Annotated in this window: 18 protein-coding genes and 1 pseudogene; 6 read left to right on the top strand and 13 right to left on the bottom strand. The window is 71.4% G+C overall.

The window, feature by feature from the left end; all coding sequences use genetic code 11:
• Positions 1-113: 113 nt before the first annotated feature.
• The 6 genes from JKP75_RS13310 to JKP75_RS13285 all read right to left on the bottom strand — a co-directional run bounded on the left by JKP75_RS13310 (position 114) and on the right by JKP75_RS13285 (position 5295).
• Complete coding sequence (locus JKP75_RS13310) at positions 114-707, bottom strand: hypothetical protein (protein WP_200493162.1); 594 nt, start codon at positions 705-707, stop codon at positions 114-116.
• Positions 704-1213 (bottom strand): hypothetical protein, encoded by a 510-nt coding sequence (locus JKP75_RS13305; RefSeq protein ID WP_200490784.1) that lies wholly within the window; start codon positions 1211-1213, stop codon positions 704-706. The genes JKP75_RS13310 and JKP75_RS13305 overlap by 4 nt, the downstream gene beginning before the upstream one ends.
• Positions 1210-2250: a nucleotidyltransferase gene (locus tag JKP75_RS13300; protein WP_200490785.1), complete on the bottom strand. Its 1041-nt coding sequence runs from the start codon at positions 2248-2250 to the stop codon at positions 1210-1212. The genes JKP75_RS13305 and JKP75_RS13300 overlap by 4 nt, the downstream gene beginning before the upstream one ends.
• 132 nt (positions 2251-2382) lie before the next feature.
• Positions 2383-3435 (bottom strand): ImmA/IrrE family metallo-endopeptidase, encoded by a 1053-nt coding sequence (locus JKP75_RS13295; RefSeq protein WP_200490786.1) that lies wholly within the window; start codon positions 3433-3435, stop codon positions 2383-2385.
• Positions 3425-4153 carry a hypothetical protein gene (locus JKP75_RS13290; protein ID WP_200493161.1) on the bottom strand — a complete coding sequence of 243 codons (729 nt, stop codon included), beginning with the start codon at positions 4151-4153 and terminating at the stop codon, positions 3425-3427. The genes JKP75_RS13295 and JKP75_RS13290 overlap by 11 nt, the downstream gene beginning before the upstream one ends.
• Positions 4154-4302: 149 nt before the next feature.
• Positions 4303-5295, bottom strand: a complete 993-nt coding sequence (locus JKP75_RS13285) for a hypothetical protein (RefSeq protein ID WP_200490789.1) — start codon at positions 5293-5295, stop codon at positions 4303-4305.
• Between the two features lie 517 nt (positions 5296-5812).
• Between JKP75_RS13285 and JKP75_RS24665 the strand changes: the two are divergent.
• The 4 genes and pseudogenes from JKP75_RS24665 to JKP75_RS24035 form a co-directional block, all read left to right on the top strand.
• A pseudogene (locus JKP75_RS24665) lies at positions 5813-6163 on the top strand (DNA methyltransferase); the annotation flags it as partial.
• 58 nt (positions 6164-6221) lie between these two features.
• A complete protein-coding gene (locus JKP75_RS13275) occupies positions 6222-7394 on the top strand; it encodes a site-specific DNA-methyltransferase (protein WP_200493160.1) in 1173 nt (390 codons plus the stop codon).
• Positions 7391-9940: a DEAD/DEAH box helicase family protein gene (locus JKP75_RS13270; RefSeq protein WP_200490791.1), complete on the top strand. Its 2550-nt coding sequence runs from the start codon at positions 7391-7393 to the stop codon at positions 9938-9940. The genes JKP75_RS13275 and JKP75_RS13270 overlap by 4 nt, the downstream gene beginning before the upstream one ends.
• 36 nt (positions 9941-9976) lie before the next feature.
• Positions 9977-10888 (top strand): DNA N-6-adenine-methyltransferase, encoded by a 912-nt coding sequence (locus tag JKP75_RS24035; RefSeq protein WP_309229817.1) that lies wholly within the window; start codon positions 9977-9979, stop codon positions 10886-10888.
• Positions 10889-11019: 131 nt separating this feature from the next.
• Here the strand turns inward: JKP75_RS24035 and JKP75_RS13260 are convergent, their stop codons facing one another.
• The 7 genes from JKP75_RS13260 to JKP75_RS13230 are packed head-to-tail and all read right to left on the bottom strand — an operon-like array spanning position 11020 to position 18013.
• A complete protein-coding gene (locus JKP75_RS13260; protein WP_200493158.1) occupies positions 11020-11637 on the bottom strand; it encodes a helix-turn-helix transcriptional regulator in 618 nt (205 codons plus the stop codon).
• 5 nt (positions 11638-11642) lie between these two features.
• Positions 11643-12812: a hypothetical protein gene (locus JKP75_RS13255; RefSeq protein WP_200490793.1), complete on the bottom strand. Its 1170-nt coding sequence runs from the start codon at positions 12810-12812 to the stop codon at positions 11643-11645.
• Positions 12813-12815: 3 nt separating this feature from the next.
• A complete protein-coding gene (locus JKP75_RS13250; protein WP_200490794.1) occupies positions 12816-13568 on the bottom strand; it encodes a hypothetical protein in 753 nt (250 codons plus the stop codon).
• Positions 13568-15091: a Mu transposase C-terminal domain-containing protein gene (locus tag JKP75_RS24030; RefSeq protein ID WP_200490795.1), complete on the bottom strand. Its 1524-nt coding sequence runs from the start codon at positions 15089-15091 to the stop codon at positions 13568-13570. Before JKP75_RS24030 ends, JKP75_RS13250 begins: the two co-directional genes overlap by 1 nt.
• Positions 15092-15096: 5 nt before the next feature.
• Entirely contained in the window at positions 15097-15777 is a 681-nt protein-coding gene (locus tag JKP75_RS13240; RefSeq protein ID WP_200490796.1) for a PD-(D/E)XK nuclease family protein, read from the bottom strand.
• On the bottom strand, positions 15774-17645 hold the full coding sequence (locus JKP75_RS13235; RefSeq protein ID WP_200490797.1) for a ThiF family adenylyltransferase: 1872 nt from the start codon (positions 17643-17645) through the stop codon (positions 15774-15776). The genes JKP75_RS13240 and JKP75_RS13235 overlap by 4 nt, the downstream gene beginning before the upstream one ends.
• Positions 17645-18013 carry a hypothetical protein gene (locus JKP75_RS13230; RefSeq protein ID WP_200490798.1) on the bottom strand — a complete coding sequence of 123 codons (369 nt, stop codon included), beginning with the start codon at positions 18011-18013 and terminating at the stop codon, positions 17645-17647. Before JKP75_RS13230 ends, JKP75_RS13235 begins: the two co-directional genes overlap by 1 nt.
• Positions 18014-18077: 64 nt before the next feature.
• Between JKP75_RS13230 and JKP75_RS13225 the strand changes: the two genes are divergently transcribed.
• On the top strand, positions 18078-18509 hold the full coding sequence (locus JKP75_RS13225; protein WP_200490799.1) for a hypothetical protein: 432 nt from the start codon (positions 18078-18080) through the stop codon (positions 18507-18509).
• A 1021-nt stretch (positions 18510-19530) separates the two neighbouring features.
• Complete coding sequence (locus tag JKP75_RS13220) at positions 19531-20040, top strand: hypothetical protein (protein WP_200490800.1); 510 nt, start codon at positions 19531-19533, stop codon at positions 20038-20040.
• Positions 20041-20253 lie beyond the last annotated feature (213 nt).

Raw genomic sequence — 20253 nt, 5'->3', positions numbered from 1 at the left:
CGGAGAGGAGCTCACCGCCGGATTCAACATGCGACCCCGACGTGGACGTTCCGGGGGGCTGGTCGCGATCGGCGCTGTCCGCCCGGCCGGCTGTCTACGAGCTGGCCAGTTCGCTACCGGTTGAGGTCGTCGTGCATGGCGGTCACGAGCGTGTCCCGTGCGGCGTCGGTGGCGGTGCGGGGCAGCGGTGCGGTGCGCAGCGGCACGTCCTTGTCCTTCTTGACTGGCTTGGCGCTCCAGGCCGCGGTCATCTGCGGGCCGGCTTCCCGTTGAGAGGCGGCGACGAAGTCCCGGTAGGCGCTGCACACCGCGGTGGTCCCATGGATCTCCATCCAGCCGGTGTAGAAGCTGATCCGTGACTTCACGTCGCTGATGTGCTGGGTGATCTCCCGGCGGGCTTCGGCTGAGCCGTCCTTCCGCAGGATGCGGTACGGCGCCTCCATGTAGTCCTCGACCGCGCGCACCGCCTCGGCGTAGAACTTCGCCTTCTCCTGCCGGCGGGCCTCCCGCTGCTGGGTCTTGTAGGCGTTGACCGCGACGACGGCGGCGACGATGCCGACGATCACCGTCGCGAGGGCGCCGAGGAGGTTGCCGGCGTCGATGTCGGACCAGAACCCGGGGTCGGGCTGTTCTACGGGTGCGCATGCGGTTCGGGCGGCGACGGTGCCGGTCGCGCGCACCGCGGCGGCGACGAGCTCGGGGATCACGCGGCCACCGCCGGGAAACCGTGCGGCGCCTCGTCACCCAGCCAGGTGCCTCCGCGGTGACCGCCCGTGGCGCGCCAGTAGTCCTCGAAGAAGACGTGGTCGCGCGCCAGGTCGATCAGCGCGAGCAGGCCGTCGACCGGCCGCCACCGGCGCCACGGCGGGGAGTCGGGGAAGTAGAGGCAGAGCGCGTCGTCGGTGGGCATCCGGTGCGGGGAGGCCGCCCCCGGAGCGGCGAACACCCGGGGGTACTCCTCCGGCGGGAGGTCGTAGCAGTCATACCGGGGCCACCGGTGGAACTCGATCCGGAGGTCGACGGGGTCCCGGCGGCCCCGGACCTCGATCGGCACGCGGTAGGTGATCCGGTCGAGGTCGAGGCCCAGCCGAAGGTCAGCGCCGTGCTCAGCACGGGCGCCGGCCTCCACCCATCGCTGCCACCACGGCTGCAGGCCGTACCACGTGACGTCGGGCTGCTGGGTCCACAGCAGCCCGTCGATGGAGGCGGTCACGGGGCCCAACTCCGGACCGGGACCCGGGGGCGGCTGGCACCGGCACCGGTGCCGGTGGTGGGGGCACCGTTGCGGCTGCCGCGCTGGATGCGGCGCGCTTCCTCGGCCCGTACAGCGTCCTGGTCCGGGCGCGGCAGCATCTCCTCGTCGTTGAAGAGCTTGGCCAGCTCGTCGTGGGCGAGCAGGGGGTAGCCGTCGCGCTCAAGGCGGGCCGCCTCGTCGAGGCGCTTGCCGGCGTCGCGGAGGGCGGTGACGACCTGGGTGCGCGTCCAGTCCTTGCCCAGCTTGATCGGCTTCTCGGCGACCCGCGCCGGGTCCTCGGTGAGGCCCTTGTCCAGCTCGTCGGCGGCGTGGGTGAACCACTTCGACAGGCCGGCCAGGTGCGTCGTGGGGGCGGTGATGCAGCCCAGCGCCAGGGCCTTGATGTTCCAGCTGACCAGGGGCATGCCGTTGCTGCGGTCCCAGTGCTTGAGCAGGCGGACGATGTGCGCGAACGCGACGCGGGTGTCCTCGATCGCCTGGCGCACGAGCCGGGTGTGCGTCTCGGGGTCCGAGCGGGACCAACCGGGCGCCTTCGGGATGGACAGGCCCGGGGCGCGCGCATTGTCGATGGCGCAGATGACGTCGGCGGTGAAGTCCTTCTCGCCGGCGTGGACGGGGTCGCCGAAGCGGACGAGCACCGCACGGGTGCAGCCTTCGACGGTCACGGTGAGCTTGGGGAACTCCTCGCCGAGCGCGTCACGGATGGCTTCGGCGGCGCGGTCCATCAGGTCGCGCGGACCCTTCTTGCCGGGGCCGTGGGTGTCCTTGGCCTCGGCGATGACGATGCCGAGGTCGATGTCCGTCAGCGGGGTGAGGGCGTCGCCGTGGGCGAGGCTGCCGTTGAAGTAGACCCGGGAGCCGGGGAACGCCTTGCGCAGCGCGCTGGCGATGAGCTCGCGGCGCCGGCGGGCCTCCTTGATCTCCTCCTCGGTGATCTGGATGCGGCCGCGGGCCTGGGTGAGCAGCTGCTCCATGGTGGGGGGCTTGTCAGTCATCAGTTGTGTGTCCTCTCGTGCCGACTGTCCTGTCCGTCCGCGCAGGTCGGTGCTGCGCGGCGGTGGGCCGTGGGGCCTCACCTGGGACAGACGAGCCATCTCGGCAGAAGAGGGCGATCGAGGACAGGAAGTTCAGGAGCAGTCGCGGCAGCGGTCGGCGTCGCCGTCGAAGAGCCGTGCCGGGAGGCGGAGGCCGCAGCGGGTGCAGTCCCGCTCCTTCACCACCGGGGCGCAGGCGCAGCGGCTGCACTTCGTGCAGGTGTGGTGACCACAACGAGCGCAGGGGCCCTCGAAGGTCTGGAAGTCCTCGCCGCACTCGGAGTGGACGCAGATCCGCCAGGCGGCCGTCGGCCCGGTCTGCGCGATCGGCAGGGTGAACCCGGTCTCCCAGGGGGCGTGGTCGGTGACGGCGACGACGACGAGGTAGCCGTCCATCGGTGCCGCCTGGGCGTACAGCTCGTCCCCTTGGATGCCGTTGCGGTACCGGAGGCGGGTACGGCCGCGGGACCGGCCCTGTCCGGCCGGATTGCTGAGGGCCTGGCGGATGACTTCGGCGGTGCTCTGGTCGCTGCCGCGGCCGGGCCGGGGCATGAGATGCGAGGCGGCGAACTGGACGGTGCCCTCCGCGTCGAGGAGCAGCACGTGGCCGGGTGAGCTCAGGTGCTGCGCGGCGCGGACGCAGACGGCGGCGCGGGAGGCCGTGGCGCCGCGGCGCAGGGCCACGATGTTGTCGGCGGTCGGCGTGCCCGCCGGGAGATGGCGGGCGACGAGCTCCTCGGAGAGGAGTACGTCGGCGGCGAAGGCGTCGCAGGCGGCGTCCTCGAACTGATCAGCGGCGCCCTCGTGCAGGTCGACGGTCTCGGCGAGGTCGGGATCGGACTGCTGCAGGTGGTGGCCGAGCTCGTGCAGCGCGGTGAACGCCCGGCGTCCGGGGCTGGTGGCGTCGGCCACCGTGAGCAGAGGTGGATCCTCGGAGCCGTAGTAGGCGCCGGCGACGCTGCATCGGCTGCCGGTCTCGGCCGGCGGCACCTCCCGGTAGTCCACCTCCGGCCAGGTGCGCAGGACCTCAACCGGATCCCGACCGAGCGCGTCGCGGCGGCCGGGCAGGAGACTGTCGAGAAGGGTGAGCATGGCCTGCGCCTGCCGGCGGACGGTGTCGCGGCGCACGGGGATCTCAAGGCTCATCGAGCACCAGCGCGAAGTAGTGATCGAGGCGGTCGGTCCAGGCCGGTTTCTCGCCTTCGGTCTGCCGGTGGGCCACGGCGGCGACAGCGAAGCCGGCGGTCAGCCAAGCCTCGATCTCGTCGATGCCCCGACGCTCGGCGAGGGCGACCACCTTGGCCCGGTAGCCGGGCTGATCCAGATCGGCGACGAGGTCTTCGGGTAGTGGCGGGTTGGCCGCCAGCAACCTCTCCACCGGCAGGTGCACGACGGGTGCCAGACGCTCAGCCTGCTCGGAAGTGAGCGCCGCCCGGCCCCGGCGCAGCGCGACCACAGTGCGTTCGGGCACCTGAAGCACCTGCGCTAGGCCCTTGACATCAGATGAGGGCAGGAGCTCCTTGAGGTTGCCGCTTCCCTCGGGCGCCCAGCGGGCAGCGACGAAGGTGTCGAGGATGTCTTGCCGTCTCGCCCGCTGTACGGCGCGGTCATCAGCGGCGGTGAGCACTGGCCGGCCGCGGTCGGCGGCGTTCAATTCTCCGAGGTTGACAGTCAACGATCCGAGGTAGCGGTCCATGACGCGCAACGGGAGCAACGTGGCGTCGGCAAGCCACACGACCAGCGAGCAGGCGAGATCGCTACTTTCCGCGCTCAGCATGGCTGCGCTGTCGTCGGCGGCATCGACGTCCAAGGTGACTGGGACGGCCCGCACGGAGCGACGGGAGGCGTCCACGACGAGCAGCAACTGGGCGGTGGATCCCCATCGGGCCCGCCAGATCTGCCCCGGCGCGGGTGTCGGCGGCTGATCTGTCCATGCTCGTCGGACCGCCGCAGGGAGCGCCGCTGCGGTCAGGGCCGCTCGCAACCGGGCAGCTGCAGTGCCCTCAACTTCGGTCACGAGCTCATCCTCCCTTCGGTGTCGGCCGGTTCTTCCAGGGACTGACGAGCCATCTCCCCGGCCGGCCGGGCCGGCAGCGAGGCGATGTCGAGCAAGGCCATCACCACCTCGTCGGCGCGGGGGTCGTCGACGGTCGCCAGCCGAACCAGCTCGATGACCTGAGCCCGGCGTGCGGCCGCCTCCTTCGGACCGATGCCGAGTTGCGCGGCGGCGTCGCCCGGCGTGATCAGGTAGGGCACGATGGCGCGCTGCTCGCTGGTGAGCCGCGCCCACAGCTCTTCGGCGCTGATGCCCGTGAGTGCGTGCTCGAGCTCCTGGTCGGTGCGCCCGATCTGCTCATCGCCGTCCGCGAGGAACAACTCGCCGACGGTCTCCGGCGCGATCTCGTGGCGGAACCGCTCCAGCAGGATCTGGGCCAGGTCCTCGGCCCGCACGGTGCCGTTGGCGTCGGTGAGCACCGCGACGGCCACGGTTGCGAGGGCGTGCTGAGCTGGACGAGCGGTGGGGCCGGCGGTGTTCCACGAGGGGATGGACACCCCGCGGACCCGCAGGGCGGTGCGGTGCAGGTCGGCGATGTCACCCTGCCACCACTCAGCGGGACCGTCGACCAGCCGCCAGCCGTCGTGCGGGCTGGTGACGAACATGAACCGGGAGTCCTTGCCGAGCACGTTCTTCAGGCGCTCACGCAGCTTCCCGTGCTCGGTGGCCTTCGCCTGATCCTTCTGGAAGTTCTGCACCGTCGCCAGCAGGTACCGCTCCGCGGAGCCCTGGTTGTCGACCGACGCCAGGGCGTCGAGCAGGAACGCGGTACTCCCCTTCTTGGCGATCATCTCCACCAGCAGCTCGTCGACTGCATCGTCGCTCCACCGGTCGTAGCCCTGCGGCGGCGGGAAGGGGCCGGTGCGAACGGCTTGTGCGGCGATCCGGCGCAGCAGCTGCAGGCCCGCCTCGACGTCACCGACCAGCAGCCACTGGTCGTACTCGCTCACGCACTCCCCCGTCCCGCCCGACCTGTCGACGACCTCGCCGACGGTCCGTGAACGGCGGGTTGAGGCCACCGGTCGTCGTGGAACCGGTGCGTCATGATCGTAGGCGCACGAGAGACATGCGTCACGCCGTCGCGGGCGGCAGCTCGGGACCCTGGGGGAGTTCGGCGGGATCCCGTCGCTCGGGGGTCGGGCAGTTGGTGTGCGGTCGGTGCGGACACGCATGGGTTTCCGCCAGCTGCCCCGCCCCATACGGACATGGCCGAGGCCGGACCACTGCGCTCACCGGTAGGGAAGATGCCTCGTGGAGTGACGTCGTCTGGACGTGGGTGTCGCTGACTGGGCGCGGCTGGCAGTCCAACACGTGCCGCGCGCGGATCCGGCGGTACGAGCGGGGCCAGAGGGGCGACATGCCCGCAGTAGCGGTCCTCGCACGGTCCGTCAGGCACGTACCGTGCGTCACCAAGGAGGAACTGTGGCGAGTGGTCGACGGCTGGAGCTGTCGTGGTCGAACAAGGACATGCGGCTCCTGTCACACGGGGCGGACCGGTACGAGTGGGTGCAGCCCACCGACTGGCGTGTCTCAGAGGTGCGCTTGCTGGCCCCAGTAGCCGACATCGGTGACGAGCCCGAACGCAACCTCCTGGTGCACGGCGACGCTCTGCATGCCCTGACGTCGCTGACGTCGCTGCCTGACCTGGCCGAGGCCTACGTCGGCAAGGTGAAGCTGGTCTACATCGACCCGCCGTTCAACACCGGGGAGACGTTCGCCCACTACGACGACGCCGTCGAGCACTCGGTGTGGCTGACCATGTTGCGCGACCGGCTGAACCAGATCCGACGGCTGCTCGCCGACGACGGCAGCGTGTGGGTCCACCTCGATGACGTCGAGCAGCACCGGGCCCGCTGCGTGCTCGACGAGGTCTTCGGTGGCCCAGAACTTCGTCGCGACGGTCATCTGGCAGAAGAGCCACAGCCGGAACAACTCCGCGCAGCACTTCTCCGCCGACCACGACTTCATCCACGTGTACGCCCGCAACAAGGCCGCGTGGCGCCGCAACCGGGTCGCTCGTACTTCGAAGAGCGACGCCGACTTCTGGAACCCGGACAACGACCCGCGAGGTGATTGGCGCCGGTCGGACCTCACCGCGGCCAAGCCCTACAACGACGGCAAGTACGAGGTGACGGGTCCGCACGGCGACAAGTTCACGCCGCGCGCCGGCCGCTACTGGGGCGTGTCACCCACGAGCTTCGAGGAGCTCCGGGCCGATGATCGCCTCTGGTGGGGCAAGACCGGCCGTACGTTCCCCTTCCGCAAGCGGTTCCGCAGCGAGCTCGGCGACCTGGTGCCGACCACCATCTGGGCTCACGAGGAGGTCGGCAACAACCGCGAGGCGAAGGGCGAGATCGTCTCCCTGCTGGGCCGCAGCGCCATCTTCGCGACACCGAAGCCCGAGCGGCTGATGGAACAGATCATCCACATCGCCTCCGACCCAGGCGACATCGTGCTCGACTGCTTCGCCGGTTCCGGCACGACGGCGGCGGTCGCGCACAAGATGGGCCGCCGCTTCGTCACCGTGGAGCTGTCGGAGAGCAACATCGACACGTTCGTGCGGCCGCGCCTGGAGAAGGTGGTCAAGGGCGAGGACGCCGGAGGGGTGACCGGCACGGCAGCGTGGGCGGGCGGCGGCGGGTTCCGTCTCGTACGCGTCGCCTCGAGCATGTTCGAGGCCGACGAGGACGGCGATCTGTACCTCGCCGACTGGGCGGTCGGCGGTGAGCTCGCTCGCGCCATTTGTGCGCAGGTGCGCTATGAGTACGAGCCCGACGGGCCGTTCACCGGCCGACGGGGTCGCAGCCGGCTCGCGGTGCTGGACGGCATGCTGACCGCCGGCGTGGCCGAGTTGCTGCTCTCCAAGCTCGCCGACCGCGAGACCCTCCTGGTGGTGGCCCAGGCCATCGAGCCCGGTGCCGAGGAGCTGCTCGCGGCCCGCAGGGGCGGCTCGAAGGTCCGGAAGGTGCCGCGCGACCTCGCGCGCCGCGGCATCCTCCCCAGCCAGCTGGTTTCCCTGACTTCCACCCCGGACGGTGACACGGCATGAGCGACCACCTCAGTGTGCCCTTCGATCAGGCCCTCATCGACGACGTCGCCGCGCGCTTGGACCTGCGGGTGCCCAACGCCGAGGCTCTGGCCGCCGTTGCCAAGCACATCGACGCCGCAGCCGGGGCCTCGACGGAGGCCGTGTGCGATCTGGCTACCGCCGTCGGCAAGACCTACCTGGCCGCCGGTCTCGTCGAGTACCTGGCCGAGTCCGGTGTCCGCAACGTCCTTGTGGTGACCCCGGGGCGCACCATCCTGGACAAGACGGTCAACAACTTCACCGAGGGACACAAGAAGTCGGTGCTCGGCGGGATGACCACCCGTCCGACCATCGTCACGGTCGACAACTTCAACACCGGAGACGTGGCCACCGCGCTGGGCGACGAGGACACCGTCAAGCTCTTCGTGTTCACCGTCCATGCGCTGACGAAGCCGGACAAGGTCACGCGCCGCACCCGCAAGTTCCAGGAGTGGCTCGGCGAAGACCTTTACGCCTACCTGAAGTCGCGGCCAGACCTGGTCGTCATCGCCGACGAGCACCACGTGTACTCCGAGGAAGCGGCGTCGTTCTCCGCAGCCATCCGAGACCTGGACCCGCTGGCACTCGTCGGGCTGACGGCCACGCCGGCGAAGTCGGACCTGTCGAAGATCGTCTACCGCTACCCGCTGGCCAGGGCCATCGCCGACAAGTACGTCAAGACCCCGGTGCTCGTCGGTCGGACAGACACCGCGGACAGCGTCGAGGTGCGCCTGCGCGACGGCGTCTCCCTCCTGCACGCGAAGCAGAAGGCGGCTGACGCGTACTCCGACGCTCACGGCCTTCCACGCATCCACGCCGTCATGTTCGTCGTGGCCGACACCATCGACTCCGCGCAGGCAGTCGCCGCGGTGCTTCGCCGCCCCGGCCTGTACGAGCACGACTACGAGCAGCGCGTTCTCACCGTCCACAGCAAGGCTGCCGACGACGCCCTGGCGCGGCTGGGGGCCGTGGAGGAGCCCGACAGCCCAGTCAGGGTCATCGTGAGCGTCGACATGCTGAAGGAGGGGTGGGACGTCAAGAACATCTACGTCATCTGCTCCCTGCGTCCGTCGATCTCCGACGTCCTGACGGAGCAGACCCTCGGCCGCGGCCTCCGGCTGCCGTGGGGCTCTTACACCGGCGTCGAGCTGCTCGACACCGTCGAGGTGCTCTCGCACGAGCGATACGACGCGCTGCTTTCGCGAGCTGGCGTCCTCCTGGAGGGCCTGGTCGAGCGCCGCGTCGTCCCGGTGCCGACCGACGTGCCGAACGTGACCCGCGTCGTCGATGCCCCCACCGGCGACGACCCTGCCGCTCCAGACGTCGACGAACCTGCGCCTCCGACCGACGGACCGACCGCTGAGCGCTCTGCGGAACTGACACCGGCAGAGGCGACGCAGCCCGCGGCGGACACCGATGTCGCCCCCGCGGCGGCGGGTGTGGACGGCAGCGACGCCGTCACCCCGGTTCCGGTCTCACCGGCCGACGAACCCACTGGCGGGTCAACCATTACCACGCTGGATGAACGGCTGCGGGACGCGAACGCCCAGGCCGAGAGCGTCGCTGCGCCGATCACCGCCGCACGCGAGATCGTCATGCCGAAGGTGGAGCGCACCGTCGTCGCTCGGTCGTTCGCGCTCTCCGACGTCGACGAGGACCTCCTCGCCGACATCGGCAAGCAGGTCGCCGGCGCAGGCGGTGGAAGCTTGGCCCGCAAGCGTTTGGATGTGGTCGAGGACCCCAGCAGTCCGACTGGGCTGCGTCTCGTGCCGGCCGACGCCGCCGACATCATCGACGCGAGCACCCCCGAGCTGCCGTACGGCGACGTGGTCGGCTCGCTGAAGAACGGCATCCTCGCCGTCGAGTTCATCGACTCCGCGCGTCGCTCCGACCTCAACGCGGCCAAGCGGCTCGCGACCGTCTTGGTCGACGCCGCCGGAGGCGCCGACAACGTGGCGCCGTACGTCAACCAGACCCTGACCGCGGTACAGCGGATGTTGCAGAAGGAGTACCGGGCTGCCCCCGAGGTGGTCGACCGGAGCGTGAGCACCACGGCGTTCGGTCCTACGCGGACCAACGGCCGGCCGGTGGAGCCCAACCGGTACGGGAAGTTCAGCCGCGGGGTCGCCTACTCCACGTGGAGTGAGCGGGCCCTGCACCCGCTGAACTGGTTCGACAGCGAGACCGAGCGGAGGTTCGCCAACCTGCTCGACAGTGCCGCCGAGGTCACCGTGTGGGCGCGCATCCAGCGCGGCGAGTTCGTCGTGGAGTGGGAGGGCGGCCGCTACAGCCCGGACTTCCACGCCGAGATCTCCAGCGTCCACTACCTGCTCGAGGTCAAGGGCGACGACCGCGTCGACGACCCGGTCGTACAGAGCAAGCGCGCGGCAGCCGAGCAGTGGGCCCGGTACGTCACCGACGACGGCCAGCACGGTGAGTGGCAGTACCTGCTCGTTCCCCAGCACGTGGTGAACGAGGCGCGGACCTTGCCCGACGCCCTGACTCGGTCGCGCGCCGCGCGCCGCTGAGCAGCTGCCGCCCGCCACCACACGCGCGGCAGCAGCATGGTGGGTGCGCCCGGCTGCCTTCGGGGCGCGCACCTTCACCAGACGGTGGGTCCTCGACCTCGCCCGCGGGATGCGCGGACTCCGTTGCCCGGCGCTGCGGCAGTTGCGCCTAGCGAGAGCCCGCAGGGGGCTGGCCGCGGGCGCATCGCCGGCCCCAACGCATTCCCCGCCATGTGCGCTGCCGGACCGAGGCGCTTCCGGCGGACCAAGCCAGTCACGGTCGGATCACGGATTGGGTTCCGGTCGGGTGTGTTCCGTCGATGCGCACGTCGACGGAACGAAGCTGCGAATGTGGGTCGGCGTCGTGTGTGCGTGGGGTGTCGGGAACCGCTGGCGCAGGCGGAGACGGGTCGGCCGCGGGAGTACTGCGGGCAGCGCTGCCGGCAGGCGATGTGGGCGCGCCGGCGCCGCCGGGAGCAGCGCCTGCAGGCGGGGCCGGACTGGTCGCAGTGGTGGACGCCGCCGGAGATCAGGGAGCGGGTGTCGGTGTACGACCTGGGGTTGGACGCCGCAGCGTGCGCGGAGTCGACGCTCGTGCCCGGCAGTTGGCTGGGGCCGACGAATCCCGTGGAGAGCCGCAGGGACGCGACCTTGGTCCGCTGGTCGGACTTCGTGGAGCCCGGAACATCGATCTGGTGCAACCCCCCGTACTCCGCGCGGTTGCTCCCGCGGTTCCTCGAGCGGATGGTTCAGGCGGCCGACGACGGCCACGACACCATCGCGCTGCTGCCGGCCAGCGTGTGTACCCGCTGGTGGAACCGGTGGGTAGTTGACGGGGCCGCCGAGGTGGATCTGTTGCCCGGACGTCTCCGATTTGCCGGCCCGCATGCAGCGCAGGGGTATGCACCGTTCGGTGCAGCGCTGGTGCGTTGGCCTGCACGTGTCTCGAACGGACCGTCGACGCACTGAGAAGCGGGGCGGCGTCGCGCGGCTCAGGAACGGGCCTAGGTGGGGCTCCCGGGCTCCGCCGGGTCGCGGGTGTGCCGGGACGGACGCCGACGGTGCCGGATGGCTCCTCGCTGGCCCATGCCACGTCGCCCTCACGCAGTCTCCAGAGAGGTAGCGACGTGCGCGGCGAGGACGGGGCCGTCGCCGTGGTCCTCGACGAGGCCGCGGCGGTGCAGGGCGGGCAGGGTGAGTTCACGGCCGGTGCGGCTCAGCTTGCGGCGGACATCTTCTCCGCGCTGGATGCGGCGCAGCAGGCGGGCTTCGGCGAGGGTGAGCGGGCGGTCAGCTGCGACGTCCGCAGGCGTGTGCACGTGCGGGACAAGCCAGACGTCGTCGTGGTGGCGGGAGACCGCGATCCCGGCGTCGGGCAGCTGGTAGTTCAGCGCCTCGATGGCTTCGGTGACCTCCGCGACGGTGGCGTGCAGTGCGGTCGCGAGGGCGGTGACGGTGGTGCGGCCGTGGGCGAGCAGTGCGGCGCCCACGGCCGGGCCCAGCTGCGTGTCCTCGCCTGCCCGGTGCTGGGGCAGCAGCAGGTCCTGCAGTGGTGCCGCGAGGGTGTGCGCGAGGCGTTCGATGACGCGCAGGGGCAGGTCGCCGGGGTCGGCGCCGGCCTCGAGGCGTTTGACGGTGAGCGGGTCGACGCCGATGGCGGCGGCGAGCCGGCGCTGGGACAGCCCGCGATCGGTGCGCAGCCGGCGCACTGCGTTCACGTCGATCACGGAAGGGCCTCCACGGTGACGCCGAGGGCCCGCAGCGCGCCTTCGGTGTGGTCGCGGGTGCGTTCGGCGCGGCGGCCGTGGACGTGGAGGCCGAGGTCGGTGGCCGCCTCGGTGAGGGCCTTGGCCAGGGCCTTGGGGCTGTGTGGCAGCAGCGGGTCGTTGTCCTCCGCGCCGGCAGCCCGGCGCAACTGCACCTGGGCGCGCACGGCGCGGGCGGTGTGCGGGCCGAACGAGACTCGGCCGGTGGTGGTTGCGAGGGTGGCCCCGTCGCCGGCGGCGTCGCTGATGCGGATCGCTCCGATGCTGGCGAGGTCCCAGCTGTTGCGGGTGAGCATGACGGTGATGGGCCGGTAGGGCTGGCGGTAGGGGGCCAGGGCGGCGTCGGCGACGGCGGCGGGGATGCGGGGGCGTTCCTCGCCGTGCAGCAGCCGGGCGAGGTCGATCTTGACGTAGAGGTCGTGGTGCCAGGCGGCGGCCTGAAGTGCGCGCAGTTGGACGGTGAGCTGTGCGTCCGGCGGCGCGGGGTTGAGCAGGCCGTAGAGCAGGTCGGCGACGGTGCCCCGGGTAGCGCCGTGCGCGCGCAGGCCCTGTGTGCAGTCGCGGGCGGTGGTGCTGAAGACGGCGTCAACGCGGGCGGCGTCGGCGGCGCTGAGGGTGCGCCGGTAGGCGCTGCGGAAGGTGGTGAACTCCGCGGCGGGGACGGCGGGCAGGTCGACCGGCACGGGGAGGTGCGGCGCGGGTGCGGCGCTGGGTGCGGCGAGGTCGGCGGTGGCGGCGCTGCGGCGGCGTCCCAGTGCGCGCACGAAGGTGTCGCTGCGCGGCGGCCGGTGCAGGAGCCACAGCCGCGCCCCTGCGGTGTCGGTGAGCCGCACCAGGCTGTTCAGCAGCACCGGGTGCAGCCGCTGGGCCTCGGTGAGGACGACGTCGGCGATGTCGTGTGCGCACATCCAGGCCAGGGCGTGGCGGACGTCGTCTTGTTCGTTACGGCCGGTGCCGGCCAGGTCGCGGCGTTTGCCGAGGGCGGCGAGCAGGTCGCCAGCGAGCACGTGCAGCCGGCGCAGGTCGGGGCGGATCTCGGCCCACAGGGCCCCGGTGACCAGCGGCGGATGGGCCGGGATGGTCACCGGGGCGCCGGTGACGTCGACGCTGAGGATGGTGGGGGACATCGGTCAGCGCTTCTTCAGCACGGTGGCCGGCATGGACGCCAGCACCGCCTTCGCGAACGGGCGGTCCAGAACGGGGCGCTCGCGTCCGAGGGCGACGGCCTGGTCGCGAAGGTGGATGGCGTGCTGCAGGAACCGCGACCAGCGGCCGAGGACGCCGTGGCACACACGGGTGTCGATTTCGGTGAGCAGGTCGGTGTCGGCGCCGGCGAACAGGTCGTGCATGCCCCGCAGGGCGCGCAGCAGAACCTCATCGGTCAGGGGAGCGACTTCGACGGTGGCGCAGATGGCGTCCCACAGCAGCGGGTCGCGGCCGATCGCTTTCGCCGCCTGCGGGCCGCCGAGGAGGAACCAGGCGGCCTGTTGTCCGGGGCGGCCGTGCAGCCACTCGATCTGCCCGGCGGCCTCGGCGGTGCACCGCTCGGTGTGCTCGACGACGACGATCCGGGGCTGCGCGGCGAGGGCCTCAACGAGGTCGTCCTGCAGGTCCCGTTCGGGCAGGTCGTCGGGGGCGATGACCTGGTCGTGCAGCAGTTGCAGCAGCTTGCGGCCGCTTTCGTTGCCCGCGAGCGTCAGCCTGGCCACGGGCAGCTCCTGGCCGGCGAGCCAGGTGTTGAGGGCGGTGCGCTTGCCGGTGGAGTGCGGCCCGTGGATGAGGGCGATCTCGTGGCGGGGGACCACCAGGGCGGCGGTGTCTGCGATGCGGGCGAAGGCGGGGGTGCGGACCACTCGCGCCTCCTCGAGTCCGGCGAGGGCCATCAGATGATCCGCAGCTGCGCGTGAACGCCGCCGAGGCCGTCGGCGCCGTCCGCGTCGAGCTGGCCGAGGAGCTGCTTGAGCGCGTCGTCACCACCGGACAGCAGGTCATCGGAGGTGCCGATGACCTGGCGCTTGCCGTCCTTGTCCTTGCGAATCTTGGAGGTGCCGGGGTGGTTCTTGACGCGCATCCGGTTGGCGGTAGTGAAGCGCTTCTGCGCCTGGGCGCGGGCGGCCTGCCGGCGTTCGATGGTGGCCTGCCGCTCCTCGTCGGACAGCTCCTGCACCGGAATGGCGGTGCACAGGTGCTCGCCGTTGAGGAACACTTCGATGAAGGACCGGTCGTGGGGGAGGTGCCGGATTTCGACGTGCCGGCCGATGACGTCGACCAGCTCGGGGGCGACCCAGTCGATGGTGTCCCAGCGGATGCCGTTCTTGCTGACCTTGCAGCGGTCCTTGGAGGTCAGGAAGTCGTGCCAGAGCTGCTCGGGGGCGATCTCCTCCAGCGGGGTGCCGTCGGCCTTCCAGGCCTGCAGCGGCGTCATCTTCATGGTGCTGACGACGTGGTTGGTGTTGTAGTCGGTGATCCACTCATCGAGCAGCACCAGGAACTCGTCCTCGCCGAGGGCGTTGTCGGCGATGGCGTGCTGACCGCGCAGGTCGTGCGGGCCCTCGCTGTAGCCGGGCAGCGGCGGAAGCAGGCTGCGCTTGAGGGTGAGCCAGAACCGTTCGAGACGGCCCTTCAAGTGCGGGGAGTATGCGGCCAACGCGATCGGCATGACCTGCAGCCGCAGGCACGACTCGGTGATGAGGGTGGCCAGGAACTCCAGGCCGCGGTCCCACACCGCCTTCATCGGCCTGCCGCCGACGATGGTCTCGCCGTCCCCGGCGACGCGCAGCGTCATCGCCTGCACCAGCGACGCCCGGACCTCCTCGGCGGTGGGCCGCCCGAAGGTGACCACCCAGGACAGGACGTAGCGGGTGGAGCCGTCCATGACCGCGGTGATCCACGGCTTGACCGCCGTCTTGTACCCGCGCGGCACGACGAAGATGGGCAGCTCGGTGTGGTCGAGCAGCACGCTGTGCATCCGGTGCGGGTAGTCGTTGCGCAGGTACAGCTGGTGGTCCCGGTAGCCGGCCGACCCGCCGCGGGCGTACTCGATCTGGCTGCCCATGGCCGCGCGCACGCACCGGCGGAAGGTGCTCTCGCTGGGCAGCGACATGCTGCCCGCGAGCAGCTGGTAGGCCTGCGCCAGTCCGCCGCAGCACAGGAACACCGCGGTGATGACCGCCTCGGTCACCGCGAACCGCGCCGCACCCGGCAGCGACCGGCCCTGCGTCTTCGCGTCCAGGGCGCGCTGAACCTGCCGGGCGCTGTAGCCGACCTTCGCCGCCTCCCGGCGCACGTCGTCCGGCGTCACCGGTCGCGTCTTGGCCAGCTCCATCAGCGCGTCGACCGCGCGGTCCCGGGCAGTGCGCATGTACTTGGGCTTGTTGGTGTTCTTCTTCGGCTCGCGGGTGTTCACGGAGCTCACTTCCTTCTGGTCACGACGTCGGTGTGGAACAGGGGCATCCGGCCGCCGTCGGAGCGCACGAACACCGAGCGGTGCGGCTCGGTGAGGCTGAGCAGCCGGATGCCGATGAACTGGTCCGGCCACAGCCGGGTTGCGCAGTCGCCGTAGCGGGTGACCTGCGCGCTGGTGCGAGCCAGCGAGATCCCGCGGGGGCTGCCGGCCTTGATCTCGTCGATCAGCACCCGGTCGTCGCGGTCGCGCCAGAGCAGGTCGATCCGGCCGACACCCACGTCCAGCTCGGTGCCGGCGAACAGCCAGCCGGGAGGGGGCAGCAGGTGCCAGAAGTAGCTGCCGGTCAGCGAGGCGATGTTCTGCCGGTGGGCGCGTGCCTCGATCGGGGCGAACATGTGCATCGCGCGGTCGGCGGCGATGCGCAGCTCCGCCGCCGTGGGCGTGCGGGTGCGCGCGGCCAGGGTGCCGATGGTGGCGTGCACGAGCACGCCCACCTGACTGGAGCGGGCCAGTTCCTCGTCGTCGTAGAACATGTGCGGGCACCGTTCGGTGCCCGCAGCCGTCGTCAGTCGCCCGGCGATCCAGATCTGGCCGGGGGCGGGGGCGGTACCTCGGTGCAGTGCGGCCCGGTACTGCGCCCGGCCGAGGATCCGCCGCCCAGTGATTGCCCTCGCGGCTGTGCTCACCGCAGCGCGTGAAGGGCGCAGTCGGGGTGCACAGTCAGGCGGCGGGACTGCCAGCGCGGCTGCTGCGGCCCCCGACGCCCGCGTAGCGACAACACCTGCACGTCCCCGTACGGCGATCGCCGCACCGTGTCCGCAGGGGCGGTGAGGATGGCCAGTCCGGTGCGCACCGCCTGCAGCGCAACCTCACCGAGATCGAACGCGCCGCCGACGAACGTGGCCTCCGAACATCCCACCGGGGTCAGCCACGCGCCGTCCTCGGCGGGAGGCCACGGCAGCGTGCGCTCGGCACGGTGCAGCTGGGCGCACTCCCAACAACCGCCGCCGGCCGCGGGTTGCGCCACGATCGCCCCGCCCCACCCGCCAGCAGTGGCAGAGGCGATCAGCAGGGGCGTGCCGGTCCGCCGCAGGTGCGCGGCGAGGAAACGGGAAACGGTGGGGTTCGCGGCCGCGTCAACGACCAGATCGCTCCCGGTCAGCCGGGGGAGTTCCTGGCCGTCGTCGCGGCCGAGGTGGCGGAAGCCGCAGGTGAGCTCGACGTGGGGGTTGTGCTCGAGGATGCGCCGCGCGACGGCGAGCGCCTTGTACTCACCCGCGTCCGCGACGGCGGGAATCTGCCGGGAGCCCGTGGCCGCCTCGTGCCGGTCCCCATCGACAAGGTGGATGATGCCGACGCCAGCACGTGCTAGCTCCAGCGCGATCGGGCCGCCGACCGCGCCCACGCCGACGACGGTGACCGTGGCGCCGGAGAGCTGCTGCCCGGTGTTGCCCGGTAGCCGGGCGGCGAGGTCGTCTCGGCCGATGGCGTGACTGCGGTGGACCGTCACCCGCAGCCGCGCCCGGGCGCTCGCTTGTTCGGTCGGAGCGGTGTCTGCGGTTTCTGCGGCGTTCGGGTCGGCGGGCCAGAGCTCGGTGACCGGAAACAGTGGCAGTTGTCCCGGCGGTGGAGGGTCGCCAGCGGCTGGGCGTTCACCGGTCCGCGCGGCGGCGCGCAGGGTGAGCAGCAGGTACTCCTCCCAGGCCCGACGATCGCCGGCCTCGGACGGCACCAGCACAAGCAGTGCCTGCAGCCGGGGGAGGTAGGTGGCCGTGGGCACCGTGGCGGCCAGCTGGGCCCAGCCTCGTCGCCACAGGTCGGCCGCGATCAGGCGGCCCGGCGGCAGGTCGGTGAGCCGCACCCATGGGATCTGCACCGACTCCAGGCCGGCGTACAGGTCGCTCGCGGCCAGCAACTCCCCGTCCCCGTCTAGCAGCTGCACCAGGGCGTGCACCGGTGGGAGGGCACCGATCACGGCCAGGGCCGCCAGGCCGCCGGGCACGCCGGCCGGCGGCAGGCACCCCGAGTCGGCCAGCAGCCCGCCGCGGGCCGGCATCAGGCGCGTCCACACCGGCTCCGCGCCGGTCTCCAGCGCCAGCGTCGCCGGATCCGCACCGCTCGTGCGCCCGGCGGCGAGCAACAGCGGCAGCTGAGTGGTGAGCAGTGCGGCCAGGGTGGTGGAGGGCAGCCACTCCTGCTCGCCCCCGAGCAGGCACAGCGTCCCCATGATCGGGTCCCGATGGCGGTGCAGCCCGGCGAGGGGCTCGCGCAGCAGCACCGTCGGCGGCCACCACGGGAACTGAGCCGGGTAGTGGACGGAGAGCTCGAGCCGGTCGGGGTCACCCGGCTGCGGCGCCGGGTGCGGCCAGCTGACCATCAGCCCCCGGGACGGCGCCGCGACGCCGTCGCTCCGGCCGGCGGCGACGTGGTCGAAGGCCAGAGGTGTCCAGGTCGCGCCGGCGGCGGCCAGCTCCTTCCGCTCCAGCTCCCACACCTGCGGGTAGGCAATCCACCACGGCGTGAGGGCGGCACCGGCCGCCACCGGCGCGCTCATCAGCCCACTGGCCGCGGGTGCTCGCCCGACGACGCCGCCCATACCGGCGGCGCCATCTGGACGTCCTCGACGATCGTCTCGTCGGTCGACGTCTCGGTGCGCGTCGTCGACGTGGTGGTGTACCTGGTGATCCGGCGCTGTCCCGGCCCGCCCGCCGACGGGGGCGGGGACGTCGCAGGGGCGGTCGGAGCCTCCGGCGGCTCCGGTGCGGCCTCCGCGGCGGCGCCGTCCGCGTCCTCACCCGCCTCCTGCGGCGGGCTGGGCTCCTCGGCGCCGGCGCTGGGGGCGTAGAAGGAACCGGTGGCGGCGGGCGACGCCTCGCCGGGGCTGGCGTCGGGGTTGTTCGGGCCGGGGGACTGATCGTCCACGGGATACGTCCCTTCAGTGGGGTCGCTGCACGTCAGCGAGGGGCCCCAAGCGCACGTGCCGCCCGTGTGGCGGCGCATCGAGATCGAGGAAGCTGCCCGGCCATGGCTGGGCAACTTCCCGCCCGACCGGGTGACCGCGGCGAATGCCTGCTGCCCGCGGGCCGGCACCACTGCCCTCGTGAATCGACCGGGTGCCAACCGTCTAGATCGCCGCCGCACGCTGACTCCGCGCGCCTACATCCCACGAGGCTTCGGCAGTACGCCGGAAGCGAAATGTGTTGTTCCGCCGGGCGGTGATCCGGTGTCCGCCGCCGTCGCACGTGTGCAGCACGATCTCGTTTTGCGCTACAAGGCTGTCCGGCGTCACGGCGACAGGCGCCGCCTCGGCCGCACGTTCGGCATCTCGGAGTCGGCGTGGAGCCGCTGCCTATCGGGGGAGCAGTTCATGGGCGGCACCGTCATGGCCGCGCTGTTGTACGGCATCCATGGGTGGTGAGTGTCCCGCCCCCCGTCAGTACCGAGCCTCCACTGAACCCGGGGCGGGACACCTGTGCAGGCACCCGGGGTGGGCGCGCCAGAAGTACCCAGCGCTCACCCCGATCACCATCTCTGGCGGTTGCTTCAGGTGTCCCTGATTGGGCCGCTTAGGGCGTCGGGGTAACGCTCAGAGTGGGCCCTAGGGGTGATCGATCTCCGGCTGGGAGACCAGCCGCTCGTAGGCAACCTCCAGGGGCATCAGTACCGGTTTCCATCGGACGCGGCTCGCGTACCAGCTGGCACGTTCCTCCTCGCGGTCGTCGACGTACTCCTGCCAGTACCAGCCACCACCGAAGGGGGTGACCCCGAAGGGCTGGCGTCCGAAGCCCTCGTTCCTCGCGAAGTCGACGGGCTCATGATCCTGCCGCCGCGAGCAGAGATCAGCGCAGCAGCCGTCTGCCCGCCGCCGTCGCGACCCGCGCGTTCGTTCTGTGCCCTTCTGCTGAGCTGCGCTTCCCGCCGCCAGACCTCCCAGAGGTCGTACATCGCGTGCAGGACAGCAACAACCGCGTCAGGCATCTCCGTGGCCGAGCCGACGTCCGCAGCCCGGGCACGGCTCATGGCCGCGTCAAGGCGCCGCCATCGAGGGATTAGGACGGATGCGGGCGCGGCCACGCGCGAACCGTACGTCCCCGCGCTGGCCCCAGAGTGGGCCGCTCAGGGCACCGGCCGAGCATGCCGCGAATGCGGCATTATAAACACGGCGCTGGCCACCCGCTTGCTGGGTCAGTGGAGTTGACCCGCTTCGGTCAGCGGCTCTGCACCGGCCGATCGTGACCGCTGCGCCGGACAACGATGATCGGCCGCGCGGCCACCGCCCAGCTGTCGCGCAACGACTCGGACCAAAGGGCCCGACCTTGTGCAGGGGGTCGGGCCCCTCCGGACTCCAGGTGAATCTGTACTGCAACTGCACTTCCAGAACCTTCAATCTGTCGTACTGTTGCACCTTCACAGCACTTCACAGAACATCGAGGAGCGCCATGAACCGCAATAGCACCGACCCTTCCTCCCGGCTGGAGGCCGCGATGCGCGCGGGAGCGCAGGCCTTCCTGGCCTCGCTCGACGGCCTGGACGAGTCGCCCACAACACCGCCCGCGGCCACTGCGGCTGCAGACGGGGACCTCATCGAGTACGACCCCTTGGTCGACCCGGTTCCGCTGCCCCAGGACCCCGCGCACGACGCCCCCAGGGCACACAAGGGGATGGCAAGCGTGACCTACGTCGGCGCAATCGCCCGCATCAACGCGACTCAGGGTCGCGGAGCCACCACTGGCGAGGTGCGCAAGTACGCGCTCAAGGCCGGCTACCCCGACGCTCGCGCCGTCAACGGGTGGGCTGACCGACCGGGGAGCGAGGACCGTGCGATCAAGAACATCGACGGCCTCCGCTACGTCAAGGCCGATTCGCTCGAGTGGCTCCACGGAGTAGCCGCCGAGATCGGCATCAAGCTGGTCGGGGACTACAGCTCCCTCCCGATCCCGCCTCAGTAGGCAGTACGCATCGGGCCCTTCGGGGGTCACTGCGCGTCCATGGCCCCGGTGCGTTCTCGCTGTCCCGGCAGCACTGGCTCCCAACCGCCCGCGCGAGCGGCGTGGGACTGAGTCTGCGAGGGCGCCCGAGCAACAGCGAGAGCTCGACCCCAGGGCGTCGGGCTCTCAGGTCGAGAGCCGGTCAGCCGGGCCGACTTGCACGTCGCCGCCGAC

The organism is Blastococcus sp. TML/M2B, assembly GCF_016612865.1.
GTDB lineage: Bacteria > Actinomycetota > Actinomycetes > Mycobacteriales > Geodermatophilaceae > Blastococcus.
The sequence above is the reverse complement of the archived record's forward strand: the minus strand, read 5'-3'. Positions and strand labels throughout refer to the sequence as shown.

Bases quoted from the DNA above. Each gene is read 5' to 3' on its own strand.
- JKP75_RS13220 (WP_200490800.1), top strand. From the start codon at position 19,531: ATGAACCGCAATAGCACCGACCCTTCCTCCCGGCTGGAGGCCGCGATG.
- JKP75_RS13270 (WP_200490791.1), top strand. From the start codon at position 7,391: ATGAGCGACCACCTCAGTGTGCCCTTCGATCAGGCCCTCATCGACGAC.
- JKP75_RS13295 (WP_200490786.1), bottom strand. From the start codon at position 3,435: ATGAGCCTTGAGATCCCCGTGCGCCGCGACACCGTCCGCCGGCAGGCG.
- JKP75_RS13250 (WP_200490794.1), bottom strand. From the start codon at position 13,568: ATGGCCCTCGCCGGACTCGAGGAGGCGCGAGTGGTCCGCACCCCCGCC.
- JKP75_RS24035 (WP_309229817.1), top strand. From the start codon at position 9,977: ATGGTGGGTGCGCCCGGCTGCCTTCGGGGCGCGCACCTTCACCAGACG.
- JKP75_RS13255 (WP_200490793.1), bottom strand. From the start codon at position 12,812: ATGTCCCCCACCATCCTCAGCGTCGACGTCACCGGCGCCCCGGTGACC.
- JKP75_RS13300 (WP_200490785.1), bottom strand. From the start codon at position 2,250: ATGACTGACAAGCCCCCCACCATGGAGCAGCTGCTCACCCAGGCCCGC.
- JKP75_RS13235 (WP_200490797.1), bottom strand. From the start codon at position 17,645: ATGAGCGCGCCGGTGGCGGCCGGTGCCGCCCTCACGCCGTGGTGGATT.